At 71.6% G+C, this 12,836-nt stretch carries 15 protein-coding genes; 10 read left to right on the top strand and 5 right to left on the bottom strand.

The annotated features are described in order from the left end of the window. Positions 1-16: 16 nt before the first annotated feature. From BLU42_RS21555 to BLU42_RS20125, 4 genes are all read right to left on the bottom strand, one after another. Positions 17-256 (bottom strand): toxin, encoded by a 240-nt coding sequence (locus BLU42_RS21555; RefSeq protein WP_091078792.1) that lies wholly within the window; start codon positions 254-256, stop codon positions 17-19. After that, positions 253-516 carry a ribbon-helix-helix protein, CopG family gene (locus BLU42_RS20135; protein ID WP_091081198.1) on the bottom strand — a complete coding sequence of 88 codons (264 nt, stop codon included), beginning with the start codon at positions 514-516 and terminating at the stop codon, positions 253-255. The genes BLU42_RS21555 and BLU42_RS20135 overlap by 4 nt, the downstream gene beginning before the upstream one ends. Before the next feature lie 109 nt (positions 517-625). Further along, entirely contained in the window at positions 626-1,939 is a 1,314-nt protein-coding gene (locus BLU42_RS20130; protein WP_172825834.1) for a glycosyltransferase family 2 protein, read from the bottom strand. A gap of 42 nt (positions 1,940-1,981) precedes the next feature. Further along, entirely contained in the window at positions 1,982-2,947 is a 966-nt protein-coding gene (locus BLU42_RS20125; protein ID WP_091078786.1) for a glycosyltransferase family 2 protein, read from the bottom strand. 273 nt (positions 2,948-3,220) lie between these two features. On the opposite strand from BLU42_RS20125, the gene pstS reads away from it, so the two are divergent. From pstS to BLU42_RS20090, 7 genes are all read left to right on the top strand, one after another. Continuing rightward, positions 3,221-4,366: a phosphate ABC transporter substrate-binding protein PstS gene (pstS, locus tag BLU42_RS20120; RefSeq protein WP_172825833.1), complete on the top strand. Its 1,146-nt coding sequence runs from the start codon at positions 3,221-3,223 to the stop codon at positions 4,364-4,366. A 458-nt stretch (positions 4,367-4,824) separates the two neighbouring features. After that, positions 4,825-5,748, top strand: coding sequence for a phosphate ABC transporter permease subunit PstC (gene pstC / locus BLU42_RS20115; RefSeq protein ID WP_197680853.1), 924 nt, complete (start codon positions 4,825-4,827; stop codon positions 5,746-5,748). After that, positions 5,748-6,698, top strand: a complete 951-nt coding sequence (gene pstA / locus BLU42_RS20110) for a phosphate ABC transporter permease PstA (RefSeq protein ID WP_091078783.1) — start codon at positions 5,748-5,750, stop codon at positions 6,696-6,698. Before pstC ends, pstA begins: the two co-directional genes overlap by 1 nt. A 4-nt stretch (positions 6,699-6,702) precedes the next feature. Continuing rightward, positions 6,703-7,479: a phosphate ABC transporter ATP-binding protein PstB gene (pstB, locus tag BLU42_RS20105; RefSeq protein WP_091078781.1), complete on the top strand. Its 777-nt coding sequence runs from the start codon at positions 6,703-6,705 to the stop codon at positions 7,477-7,479. A 115-nt stretch (positions 7,480-7,594) separates the two neighbouring features. Further along, on the top strand, positions 7,595-8,692 hold the full coding sequence (locus tag BLU42_RS21210) for a DUF2510 domain-containing protein (protein WP_091078777.1): 1,098 nt from the start codon (positions 7,595-7,597) through the stop codon (positions 8,690-8,692). Positions 8,693-8,733: 41 nt separating this feature from the next. Then, complete coding sequence (locus tag BLU42_RS20095; RefSeq protein WP_091078773.1) at positions 8,734-9,309, top strand: biotin transporter BioY; 576 nt, start codon at positions 8,734-8,736, stop codon at positions 9,307-9,309. A 30-nt stretch (positions 9,310-9,339) separates the two neighbouring features. Beyond that, positions 9,340-9,792, top strand: coding sequence for a DUF1905 domain-containing protein (locus BLU42_RS20090; RefSeq protein ID WP_091078771.1), 453 nt, complete (start codon positions 9,340-9,342; stop codon positions 9,790-9,792). 389 nt (positions 9,793-10,181) lie between these two features. Here BLU42_RS20090 and BLU42_RS20085 read toward each other — a convergent pair whose 3' ends face one another. Beyond that, positions 10,182-11,585: a mycothione reductase gene (locus BLU42_RS20085; protein ID WP_091078768.1), complete on the bottom strand. Its 1,404-nt coding sequence runs from the start codon at positions 11,583-11,585 to the stop codon at positions 10,182-10,184. Positions 11,586-11,695: 110 nt separating this feature from the next. Here BLU42_RS20085 and BLU42_RS21760 point away from each other — a divergent pair, with 110 nt between their 5' ends. The 3 genes from BLU42_RS21760 to BLU42_RS20075 all read left to right on the top strand — a co-directional run bounded on the left by BLU42_RS21760 (position 11,696) and on the right by BLU42_RS20075 (position 12,732). Then, positions 11,696-11,776 carry a putative leader peptide gene (locus BLU42_RS21760; protein ID WP_407940275.1) on the top strand — a complete coding sequence of 27 codons (81 nt, stop codon included), beginning with the start codon at positions 11,696-11,698 and terminating at the stop codon, positions 11,774-11,776. Between the two features lie 87 nt (positions 11,777-11,863). Then, on the top strand, positions 11,864-12,337 hold the full coding sequence (locus BLU42_RS20080; RefSeq protein ID WP_091078765.1) for a cysteine dioxygenase: 474 nt from the start codon (positions 11,864-11,866) through the stop codon (positions 12,335-12,337). Then, the gene (locus BLU42_RS20075; protein WP_231918357.1) at positions 12,334-12,732 is read left to right on the top strand and encodes a rhodanese-like domain-containing protein; all 399 of its coding nucleotides are present in this window, start codon (positions 12,334-12,336) and stop codon (positions 12,730-12,732) included. The genes BLU42_RS20080 and BLU42_RS20075 overlap by 4 nt, the downstream gene beginning before the upstream one ends. Positions 12,733-12,836: the final 104 nt, after the last annotated feature.

Here is a 12,836-nt window from a genome sequence, read left to right as displayed (position 1 = left end):
TGGTGGGCCGACGCAGCTAAGGCAAGAGGTCGTACATCTGAGGGCGAGCCTTCATGGCATGGATGACTAGTTCGTTGCCGCTGTCGAAGACGAGGACAACCGTCTCCAGAAGACGGCCGGCCGTGTCGAAGCCGATCCGAAGCTGTCGAGAAGGGCTGTCGTCGTCGAGGTCCTCGATCCAGAGGGCCCAGGTCGCGGCATGAGCCGCGTCGTACTCCCGCACTCCGTGCTTGAGCGCCGACGCGTGAACCCTCACGCGGCCGAAGCAGCCAGGGCTTCGCGGATGACCTCGGATCGAGACTTCCCTTCGCGCGCGGCTCGGGCGTCCAGCTCTGCGAGCTCTGCAGCCGTGAGCCGCAGGGCGACGACCTGCGACGGTTCGGCACCGCGACCGGGTCTTCCGCGGCCTCGCCTCTTCAGCTCCGGGACGTCGTAGCCGGCCTCGGCCTCTGCAGCCCAGGCGGCGATCTGCTCCTCGGTGACGGCAGCTCCGTTGATCGTCTCCCTCGCGTTCACCCTCATATCGTATGACGAAAACCGAGCAGTCGCGGCCCCTGATGGACCAGCCCCGGCCCCACAACCCCTCCTCGGTCCTCGGCAGGGCCGGCCTCGGGGTCGACGGCAGCTACGAGGACAGCGTCGGGCCCTTCTCGTCGTCGCGCGCCGGCAGGGCGGCGGTCAGCTCGGCGAGCTGACGCTCCAGGCCGCGTACCTGCTGCTGCAGGACGACGAGCCCGAGCATGAGGTCGGAGCGGGTCGGCTCCTGGCGGCCCAGCCGGCCCGCCACGGCGACGACCTTGTCGAGCCGGCGGCCGCGTACGGCGTTGCGGACGTAGCGGCTGGTGAGCAGCGCGGTGTGCTGCAGGCCGGAGTGGCGCAGGTGGAAGGCGGCGGTCACCAGGGGGTTGTCGGTCCCGGGCCGGTCGGAGAGGCGCCGGGCGAAGCTGCCGAACTCGCGCTTGGCCACGGCCGCGCTCATCCGCTGCGTCGTCGGGCCCTTGTTCCCCTCGCGCAGCGCCGTGGCCAGGGTGGCCGGCGAGTACTGGGCGAAGACGGGGACGAGGGTGTCGAAGAGGCGGCGCTGCAGCGGTGGCGGCGTGCGCCGCGAGATCCACTCCATCTGCGAGACGACCCAGCCCAGCAGGGTCGTGTCGTAGACGTCGACCAGGCCCTTGCGCTCGAGCCAGGCGTGGATCGTGTCGTGGTGGCTGAAGATCTGGAACAGCCGCTCGTCGGCGGTGGCCATCGTCTGGCCCGCGCGGCCGACCCGGTGGTAGCAGAGGACCTCGGGAACGACCGCGATCGAGCGCGCGGACAGCAGCGCGAACCAGTGGAAGGGGTTGTCCTCGTAGAACGCGTCGCTCACCGGGAAGCGGAGGTGGTGCTCCTCGAGGAGGCTGCGCCGGTACAGCTTGCGCCAGGGCACGGCGATGAACCGCAGGAACTGCTTGCGGGCCGCGACGTCGAGGGGGTACGTCCGCTCGGTCAGCGAACCCCAGCGGTGCGCGTCGGCGGGGTCGTGGCGCTCGGACGTCGCGTCGGTCACCTCCTGGTACTCGCACATCGCCAGGTCGGTGCCGCCGGCGTCCCCTGCGGAGACGAGCCGCTCGAACATCGTCGGCTCGACGAAGTCGTCACCGTCGACGAAGCCGACCCAGCGCCCGGTGGCCAGGTCGAGCCCGGCGTTCGCGGCGGTCGCGACGCCGCCGGGGCTGTTCGTGCCCAGCAGGACCGGGACGAACCGCGGGTCGCGGGCGCAGAAGTCGGCGACGAGCCTCGGCGTCGCATCGCTCGAGCCGTCGTCGACGACGAGCACCTCGAGGTCGGTCAGCGTCTGCGCCGCGACGCTCTCCAGGCACTCGAGGACGTACGCCTCGATGTTGTACGTCGTGACGACGATGCTCAGCTCGGGCACGCCGGCCCCCTCCTGCTCGCTCATCGGCTCCTGCTCACTCATCGGCCTGCTCACTCATCGGCCTGCTCAGACCAGCGCCCGGCGCGCGAGGCGCGAGGCGAGCTCGGGGTCGGAGCGCAGCCGGATCCGGGTGTAGTCGCCCAGGTCCAGGCGCAGCAGGTGCTGGTGCAGCCGCTGGTCGAACTCGTCGGCCACCTCGGGCGTGAGGCGGCTGGTCGCCCAGGTCCCCACCCGCAGCACGAAGTCCCAGTAGTGGTGGGCGTAGCGGCGACGCTGCTCCGGCCTGGCCTCCAGGGCGGCGTACGTCTCGTCGAGGGCGTCGAGCAGGCTCAGCCGCGCGCGGCTCTCGCGGTTGGTGAGGTTGCGCGCGCCCTCGTTGACGATGTGGGTGCACAGCGGCTGGTCGAGCAGCAGGATCGTGCCCGCGTCGAGCAGCGTCAGCCAGTGGCCGAGGATGTCGTTGTGCACCACGGTGCCGCTGAACCGCAACCCGGTGGTGCGGTAGTGGTCGGTGCGCACGACCTTGTTCCACGGGTAGTTGGAGAAACCGAGCAGCGAGGCCACGTCGCCGAGCCGGGCCAGCCGCCGCGGTGCGGTCACGTAGCGCGCCCAGACCGCCGCGTCGAAGGAGTTCATGCCGTCGTGGGCGGCGGCCCGGCCCCGGCGGTAGCGGTACGGCATCATCGCGACGTCGGCGCCCGTCTCGTCCAGGGCCCGGACGGCGGCGACCAGGGCCTCGGGGTGGATCTCGTCGTCGGCGTCGAAGAAGAGGGCGAAGCGCCCGGTCGCCAGCTCGAGGCCACGGTTGCGCGCGACGCCGGCGCCCCGGTTGGTCGCGAAGCCGTCGACGACCACCTGGGCCGCGTCGAGCGCCCGCACCCGGGCGAGCGAGCCGTCGGTGGAGGCGTCGTCGACGACGACCACCTCGACCTGCACCGACTCGACCGTGAGGATCGAGGACACGAGCCGCCCGATGGTCGAGGAGGCGTTGTGCACGGGGATGATCACGGACACGTCGGGCCGTTCGCTCACTGCTCGTCCTCCCGTCGCCGGGGCGGTCCCGCCCTCGGATCGGGCGCAGCGTAGAGCACGTCGGCGACGCGGAGGTGACGTCGATCTTGGCCTGCCGGACCTTGATCACCGAGGCGCGCGGGACGTCGGGGAGCCGTTCACCTGCCGTTCACCTGACCGGGGCCAACCGGACAACTGACGTGCGTAGTTTCCGCGTCAACCGGTGACGTGCCGGCCGGCGTCGGGGGGCGCAACGCCTCCCCGTCAGCCCTCCACAGTTCGTGAAGGACTTCCATGATCACCACCCGCCGTGCGCGCAACACGACGTTCGCCGCCCTCGCCGCGTTGGCCTCGCTGAGCCTCGTCGCCTGTGGCTCCGACCCCGCCGGCTCCGCGGCCCCGGCCGCCTCGGGCGGCTCGAGCTCGAACGCCTCGGGCCTCACCTGCCCGTCGGGCAAGCTCAACGCCGAGGGCTCGACCGCCCAGGCCAACGCCATCACCGAGGTCATCGCCGACTACCAGTCGGCCTGCAACAACGCCTCGACGATCGAGTACAACCCCACCGGTTCCGGTGCGGGCATCAAGTCCTTCTACAACAACCTCGTCGACTTCGCCGGCTCGGACTCGGCGCTCAAGACCGCCGCCGTCGACGGCGTGGTCGAGGCCGACAAGGCCAAGGAGCGTTGCGGCGGCAACGAGGCCTGGAACATCCCGATGGTCGTCGGCCCGATCGCCTTCGCCTACAATCTCGACGGCGTCGACAAGCTCGTCCTGAGCGCCGAGGCGCTGGCGAAGATCTTCAACGGCACCATCAAGACCTGGAACGACCCGGCCATCGCCAAGCTGAACCCGGGCGTCACCCTGCCGAGCGACGCGATCACCGTCTTCTTCCGCTCCGACGAGTCGGGCACCACGGAGAACACGACCAAGTTCCTCTCCGCCGCCGGCAACGGCGCGTGGACCAAGGAGCCGGCCAAGGCTTGGAGCGGCACCGGCGAGGGCAAGAACAAGTCCTCCGGCGTGGCCGAGGCCGTCGGCAGCACCAAGAACTCCATCTCCTACATGGAGTGGAGCTACGCCCGCGACAACAAGCTCCCGATCGCGCAGCTCTCGAGCTCCGCCGGCACCGGCGCGACCGAGCTGACCGGCGACTCGGTGGGCAAGGCCGTGTCCGAGGCCACCGTGGCCGGCAGCGGCAACGACCTCGCGCTCAAGCTCAACTACGAGCCCAAGGACTCCGGCGCGTACCCGGCCCTCCTCGTCACGTACGAGATCGTCTGCAGCAAGGGCCTGGACGCCGACAAGACCGCGCTGGAGAAGGACTTCCTGACCTTCTTCTCCTCCGAGGAGGAGCAGCAGGCGCTGCAGGAGCTGGGCTACGCCCCGCTCCCCGCGGACCTGCTCACCAAGGTCAAGGCCTCCGTCGCCGCGATCTCCTGAGCACCACGGCGCCGGCGCCACCCGGTACGCACCCTCGGGTGCGGCTCGGGCGGCGCCGGCGCCTTGTTCGTGCCTGCCGGCTCCGGCACCTGCCGGAACCAGGAGGAACGACCTAGCGTGTGGCCCGAGCAGCTGCGTGAGATGAAGGAGGAAGGCGGAGAGTGACCGACACGACCCGCAAGCCCGGACCCGACGACGGCACGTCCTCGGTGTCCACGGTGGCCGACCCGCTGGCCAGCGCCGACGTGCGCGGCGGCGAGCACGACCACGAGGTCGACGGACCGGTCCCCCGCGAGCTCCTGGAGGCCGGCCCCGCGGCCGTCGACCCCACCGTCTCGCCGGTGCACGACGAGACCGCGAACCACACCCGGGTGCCCGTCGTGGCCCACCAGGTGCGCACGCTCCAGACCCCGGCGGACGAAGGCCGCGGGGCGGACCGCCCCGGCGCCGGCGTCAAGCTGGCCACCATCAGCCGTACGGGCGACCTCGTCTTCGGCGGTGTCACCAAGGGCACCGCCGTGCTGCTGGTGCTGCTCGTCGCCTTCGTCGGCATCTTCCTGCTCGCGCTGGCGCTGCCGAGCATCCTGGCCGACCAGGAGAACTTCCTGACCAGCCGCAACTGGCAGGTCTCCGGCGGCGACCTGCGCTTCGGCATCCTCGGCCTGCTGTGGACCACGGTCCTCAGCTCGGTCGTGGCGCTGGTGATCGCCGTGCCCGTCGCGGTCGGCGTGGCCCTGAGCCTCACCCAGTACCTGCCCAAGCGCGTCGCGGGCCCGGTCGGCTTCCTCGTCGAGCTCCTCGCCGCGGTGCCGTCGATCATCTTCGGCCTCTGGGGCCTCATCGTCTTCGGCCCGTTCCTCGGCCCGATCGGTGCCTGGATCGGCGAGCACCTCGGCTTCATCCCGCTCTTCGACCCGGTGTCGGACCCCAAGAGCACCGTGTTCGTGGCCGGCATCGTGCTGGCGATCATGATCCTGCCGATTATCACCGCCATCTCGCGCAACGTCTTCGAGCAGACCCCGCGCGACCAGATCGAGGCCGCGCTCGCCCTCGGGGCGACGCGCTGGGAGGTCATCCGCACCTCGGTCCTGCCCTACGGCCGCTCCGGCGTCATCAGCGCGTCGATGCTCGGCCTGGGCCGCGCCCTCGGCGAGACGATCGCGGTGCTGATCATCCTCAGCCAGCCCGCCCCCGGCAGCCCGTTCACCCCCTCGATCTTCGCCGGCGGCGAGACCTTCGCCAGCAAGATCGCCAACAACGCGTCCGAGTTCGACTCGCCGTCCAAGACGGGCGCCTACATCGCGGCCGGCCTGGTCCTGTTCGTCGTCACCTTCCTGGTGAACGCCGCGGCCCGGGTCGTCGCCGACAGAGGGGTGAAGTGATGGCCTCGACCACCGCAGCCGCGAACGACCCTTCGACGAGCTCAGGACAGCGCCTGCAGGGCGGCGACGCCCCGCTCTCCTTCCGCCGGCCCAGCGGGCCGCGCACGCTCAAGAACGCGCTCGCCACGGTCTACGTCTCGATCGCCACGCTGCTCGCGCTCATCCCGCTCGTCTGGGTCCTCTGGACCGTGGTCAGCAAGGGCCTGAGCCTGGTCCTGACGTCGAGCTGGTGGCTGGAGAGCCAGCGCGGCATCACGCCGCGTCGCGAGGGCGGCGGCGCCTACCACGCCATCGTCGGCACGCTCGAGATCGGCCTGATCTGCGCGGTGATCGCCGTGCCGCTCGGCGTGCTCGGCGCGATCTTCCTCGTCGAGTACGCCCGCGGCACCAAGGCGGCCCGCGTGGTCAGCTTCATGGTCGACATCCTCAGCGGGATCCCGTCGATCGTCGCGGCGCTCTTCATCTACGCCCTCGTCATCACGATCCTCGGGGCCGGCCGCTCGGCGGTCGCGGTGTCGCTGGCCCTGGTGCTGCTGATGCTCCCCGTGGTGCTGCGCTCCACCGAGGAGATGCTCAAGCTCGTCCCCGACTCGCTGCGCGAGGCGTCGTACGCGCTCGGGGTGCCGAAGTGGAAGACGATCCTGCAGGTGGTCATCCCGACCTCGTTCGGCGGGATCTCGACCGGCGTCATGCTCGGCCTGGCCCGCGTCATGGGCGAGACCGCGCCGCTGCTGATCCTGGTGTCGTACGCGGTGGGCATCAACTTCTCGCCCACCAGCTCCACGATGGCGTCGCTGCCCACCATGATCAACTCCAGCCGCGACGTGGCCCCCGGCCTGCCCGGCTACGACCGGACGTGGGCCGCCGCGCTCACGCTCATCATCATCGTCATGCTGCTCAACCTCGTCGCCCGCGGCATCGCCCGGGCCACGAAGCTCAAGGAGAAGTAGGAAAATGGCCAAGCGCATCGACGCGAAGAACGTCGACATCTACTACGGCGCCTTCCACGCCGTGCAGGACGTGTCGCTGACCGTCCAGCCGCGCACCGTGACGGCCTTCATCGGCCCGTCCGGCTGCGGCAAGTCGACCTTCCTGCGGACCCTCAACCGCATGCACGAGGTCATCCCCGGCGCCCACGTCAAGGGCAGCGTCCAGCTCGACGGCACCGACCTCTACGCCCCCGGCGTCGACCCGGTCGCCGTGCGCCGCGTGGTCGGGATGGTCTTCCAGCGCCCGAACCCCTTCCCGTCGATGTCGATCTTCGACAACGTCGCGTCGGGGCTGCGCCTCAACGGCGTCAAGAACAAGGGCGTGCTGAGCGACGCCGTCGAGCGCTCCCTGAAAGCCGCCAACCTCTGGAGCGAGGTGAAGGACCGCCTCGGCAAGGCCGGCATGGGCCTCTCCGGCGGTCAGCAGCAGCGCCTCTGCATCGCCCGCGCCATCGCGGTCGAGCCGCAGGTGCTGCTCATGGACGAGCCCTGCTCGGCCCTCGACCCCATCTCCACGCTGGCGATCGAGGACCTGATCAACCAGCTCAAGGAGCAGTTCACCGTCGTCATCGTCACCCACAACATGCAGCAGGCCGCCCGGGTGAGCGACCAGACGGCGTTCTTCAACCTCGCCGCCCAGGGCAAACCGGGTCGCCTCATCGAGGTGGGCACCACCGAGACGATCTTCTCCAACCCCACGGAGAAGGCGACCGAGGACTACATCACCGGCCGCTTCGGCTGATCCCCTCCCCCGCAGGCATGCACCACCACCAGGGCCCGCGTCCCGTCAGGTCACAGCTCGCTGTGAGACGGCGCGCGGGCTCTGGCACGCTCCCGGCTCCTCCTAGACTCGAGCAATGAGCGCGACGGCCGGCTGGTACCCCGACCCGGGCGGCGGCCAGGGTCTCTACCGCTACTGGGACGGGCAGGCGTGGTCCGCCGCGACCACGGCCAACCCGGCCTCCGCGGCCCCGCCGCAGGGCATCGTCAACCCGGGCTCCGCCTCGGGCACGGCCGGTGACAGCGCCCACGCCAACTACGGGCAGGGCTCGTACGGCCAGGGCAGCTACGGCCAGGGCTCCTACGGGCAGTCGGCGTACGGGCAGGGCGGCTACGGGCAGTCGTCCTACGGCCAGGGCGGCCAGCAGGGTGCTCAGGGCCCGTACGGCCAGACGGGTCAGACCGGCGCCCGCCAGCCGGGCGGCGGTCAGCCGGGCCGTCCCGCGTACGCCCAGTTCCAGCGCAAGTCGCGCTCGGGCCTCGGCTGGTGGGTCGGCGCCGGCGTCCTCGCCCTCGTGCTCGTCGTCGTCGCCGTTGTCGCGATCCGCGCGGCCACCGGCGGCTCGACCACGGTGGGTGGCGGCGGGGCCAGCGGCCAGGCGTCGTCGGACCAGTGCCCGCCCCAGCGCTCCGACTCCCCCAGCGCGCCCTCGTCGACGACCAACGACGGACGCGTGCACGGCGGACCCGTCTCCTACCCGCAGCTCGGGTCGCCCTGGGGCGCGCCGACCGGGGAGAACCGCGTCCCCTTCGGCGTCAACGTGCTGAGCCAGAACGTCGACGTCGAGCCCAACTACGACGGCCCCGGCACCAACTGGGTCGCCTCGATCACGGTCGGGGAGCTGCAGGCCGGCGACGGCTTCTTCACCCCCGAGCAGGGCTCGCAGATCGTCGTCCGCTGCATCCTCGGCGTGTTCTACGGCAACAACCCCGTGCAGAGCGACGTCAAGGTCAACAAGGCGACGACGATCGACGGCAAGGACGCCTGGCTCGTCGAGACCCAGCTCAGCTTCGACATCACCGGGCTGCGGACCAAGGGCGAGCTGGCGATCATCGCGATCGTGCAGGCCAGCCCCGAGCGCTCGGGCCTCTTCTACGCCTCCATCCCCGACACGACGCCCGAGCTCGTCCAGCCCGCGCGCGACGCGTTGGAGCAGCTCACGGTCGACAGCTGAGCGGGCGCCGACCCCAGGCGGGCGCCCATTAAGGTGAGCGCATGTCTCTGGTCAGCGCCTCTCCCCGCACCCTCGGTGACGTCGTCCCCGGTGGCCTCGTGCGCAACGTCGCCCTCGTCGTCGGCGGCACCCTCCTCGTCGCGCTGAGCGCGCTCGTGCAGATCCCGCTGCCGTTCACGCCCGTGCCGCTGTCGCTGCAGACCTTCGCGGTCCTGGTCGTGGGCGCCAGCCTGGGCAGCCGTCGCGGCGCCGCTGCGATGGTGCTCTACCTGGCCGCCGGCATGGCGGGTGTGCCGTGGTTCGCCGCGCACCAGAGCGGCTGGGCCTTCGCCTCCTTCGGCTACGTCGTCGGCTTCGTCGCCGCCGGCTGGGTCGCCGGCCGGCTCGCCGAGGCCGGCGCCGACCGGAACGTCGTCAAGAACGTCGGCCTGCTGGTCCTCGGCAGCATCATCGTCTACGCCTTCGGCGTGTCCGGCCTCATCGCCGCCACCGGCATGGACCTCGGCACCGCGCTGGCCAAGGGCGTCGTGCCCTTCCTGATCGGGGACGTCGTCAAGGTCGTCGTCGCCGCCGCCCTCCTCCCCGCCGCCTGGAAGCTCGTCGGCCGGCGCGGCTGAGCGCCCGAAGCACCACCGCACCACACTGCTGTGCCCGGGTTCGACGCGGAGGTCCGCGCCTCCGGGCGCGGCAGCCACGCCGTCGTCGTCCCCAAGCCTGTCGTCGCCGAGCTCGGCACCCGTCGCGTACGGGTCCGGCTCGGCGACGAGTCGTTCGAGACCACGCTCGGCGCGTACGGCGGCCGCACCTACCTCGGCCTGCGCAAGACTCTCCTGACCGCCCTCGGCGTCGGGGCGGGCGACACCGTGCACGTCGAGCTCGAGCCGGGTGCCCCGGTCGAGGAGCCCGAGCCCGACACCGCGCCCACCACCTGCTCCGAGCTCGAGTCAGCGCTGACCAAGGACGAGAGGTTCGCCGAAGCGTGGCGCGCCCTCCCCGAGGGCCATCAGGAGGAGTACGGACGCTGGATCAGCGTCGGCGAGGACGCTGAGACCCGCGAGGTCCGGATCGAGCGCCTCCGTCGCCGCCTACTCCCCTCTTAGCCCGAGCTGGTCCGTCCGAGCGCCCTTCGACAGGCTCAGGGGCCGTGGTCGCGACCCTGCCGAGCGGCCCTTCGACAAGCTCAGGGGCCGTGGTCGCGACCCTGCCCGAGCGGCCCCTCGACAGACTCAGGGGTCGTGGTCGCGACCCTGCCCGAGCGGCCCTTCGACAGAGGGTTGAAGCGAAGCCGGGACACCCCTAGCAACGCGCTGCTCCACAGCTCGAGGATCGCGAGGGGTGACAATCAAGGGCGGTCCTGGGCACGGGGCGCCGGGCGTGGATGGGTCTGGCGGGAGCCCGGGCGCGACCGCAGAAGCACTACGAGCCAGACCACGCGCCCGGGCGGATGGTTGCCCGGCGCCCCGTGCCCAGGACCGCTCGGCGAGAGGCTCTAGTCCTCCGAGGACGACGGGAGAGCGAGCAGCGCGTTCTCCACCACCTCGGCCATGGCCGGATGGATCCAGTACTGTCCGCGGGCCATCGCGTGGGCCGGGAGGCCGAAGCTCATGGCCTGGATCAGGGGCTGGATCAGCGACGACGCCTGCGGGCCGATCAGGTGCGCGCCGAGCAGGCGCCCGGTCCCCCGCTCGCCGACCAGCTTCACGAAGTGGTCCTCGTCGCCCATGGCCCACCCGTACGCGGTGGAGCCGTAGTCCTGCACGGCCACCGCGTAGTCGAGCCCCTGCTCCTCCGCCTCGGCCTCGGTGAGGCCCACGGCGGCGACCTGCGGGTCGGAGAAGACCGCGTGCGGGACGTAGCGGTGGTCGGACTCGACCATCGCGTCGGGGTGGAGGAGGTTGTGCTTCACCACGCGCGCCTCGTGGTTGGCCACGTGCTTGAGCTGGTGCGCCGAGGAGACGTCGCCGAGCGCGAAGATGCCCTCGACCCCGGTCCGCTGCCGGGAGTCGACGACCACGCGGCCGTCGTCGTCCACCTCCACGCCCGTCCGGTCCAGGTCGAGCGTGTCGGCGTTCGGCGTCCGCCCGGTCGCGACGAGGAGCACGTCGGCCTCGATGGTGGACTCGACGCCCTCCTTGGTCCGGGCGGTGACGACCACGCCGTCACCCGAGGGACGCCGGTCGACGCGCTGCACCTCGGTGCTCGTGCGGACGTCGACCCGGCGGCCCAGCAGCTCGGTGAAGCGCTCGGAGACCTGCGCGTCCTCGCGGGAGAGCAGCTGCGGGGAGCGGCCGACGATCGTCACCTGCACGCCGTAGGAGGAGAAGACGTGCGCGAACTCCGCGGCGATGTAGCCGCCCCCGACGATCACCATCGAGCGCGGGAGAGCGTCGAGGCGCATGACGGTGTCCGACGTCTCGTACGGCACGGCGTCGATCCCCGGGAAGGGCGGGACGACCGCGCGGCTGCCGTTGGCCAGCACGAAGCGGTCGGCGGTGATCGTCGTCTCCGGGTGCCCGTCGCGGGCCTCCAGCAGGAGCTCGTGGTCGCCGACGAAGCGGCCGCGCTGCTCGTAGAGGGTCACGTTCGGCCGGCCGGCCCGCCAGTCGCGCCCGCCGGAGGAGATCGGGTCGATGCGACCGAAGATCCGGTCCCGGATGTCGGGCCAGCGCACGTCGACGAGCTCGAGGTCGACGCCGAGCTCCTTGGCCTGCTGCGGCGAGGCGGCGAGGTCGGCCGGGTAGACGTACATCTTGGTGGGGATGCAGCCGACGTTGAGGCAGGTCCCGCCGAAGGTCCCGGCCTCGACCATGGCCACCGACCAGCCGTCCATCGCGTCGTCGATCACGGAGTTGCCGGAGCCGCTGCCGATGACGCAGAGGTCGAAGTGTCGCACGCGACCAGTCTGCCAGGCCGACGCAGAGCGGTCTCACGGTCCGGACCGCCGGGTGCGCACGAACCCGATGTTCCCTACTGTGGTGCCCGGGAATAGGAGGACACATCCTGATGAGGACGCTGCACCAGCGCCGACACGTCGACCTGCGCCGCACGGCGAGCTCGGTGTGTCGAATGACCACGCGCCTCTAGGCGCACCTCGTGAGGGCTCGGCGACCACGCCGCCCCTCGGTCTCCTCCGCTCTTGCAGTCCTCAGCCCCGACAGGAACCGTCCCACCATGCCTGCACGCCATCTCGCCGACCTCGCCGCCACCGCGACCCGCCTGGGCGAGGCCACCCACCTCTGGGAGCCGCTGGTCGACTACGACCCCGTCTCCCGCTTCTACGCCCGGCTCGCCCTCACCCCCGAGCACGAGGCCTGGCTGCTGACCTGGGTGCCCGGCCAGGGCACCGACTGGCACGACCACGGCGGCAGCGCGGGCGCGTTCGTCGTCGTCCGCGGAGCCCTCACCGAGGAGCACGCCCGGCTGCAGCCGGACGGTTCGGCGGTCGTGGCGCAGACCCGCTCGCTGGGCACCGGCGCGCTGCGCCCCTTCGGCACCCGCCACATCCACAAGGTCACCAACACCGGCCTGGAGCCGGCGGTGAGCATCCACGTGTACGCGCCGGCGCTCACCCGGATGAACGGCTACGTCCGCGAGGGCGACCGCCTCGACCTGGTCGAGTCGCGCCTGGCGGGGGTGGCCTGGTGACCGCGCTCGCCGCCCCTCCCCTGGCCCGGCGCCGCAGCATCGCCGACGTGCTGGAGGACGCCCGCTCCCGCCTCGACCGGCTGACCCCGGCGCAGGCCGTCGCAGCCCGTGCGGCCGGTGCGGTCGTCGTCGACATCCGTCCGGCCGCGCAGCGCGCCGTGCAGGGCGGGCCCGACGACGTCCTCGTGATCGAGCGGAACGTGCTCGAGTGGCGCCTCGACCCGCAGAGCGACGCGGCCCTGCCGATCGCGTCGTACGACCTCGAGGTCGTCGTGCTCTGCCAGGAGGGGTTCACCTCGAGCCTGGCCGCCGCCGCCCTGCAGGACCTGGGCATCCACCGCGCCACCGACGTGGCGGGCGGCTGGGCCGCCTGGCGCGACGAGCTGGGCGCCTAGCGCGCCCTGGCCCGAACGCAGACGAACCGCTGAGGGACGACGCCGGATCAGATGGCGTCGTCCCTTGGCGGTTCGTGCAGTCGCCGTAGAGGCCCGGCGCAGGG

The sequence above is a fragment of the Microlunatus sagamiharensis genome (assembly GCF_900105785.1).
Taxonomy (GTDB): Bacteria; Actinomycetota; Actinomycetes; order Propionibacteriales; family Propionibacteriaceae; genus Microlunatus; species Microlunatus sagamiharensis.
Note: the sequence above shows the minus strand (reverse complement) of the source record. Positions and strands in the feature narration are given on the sequence as shown.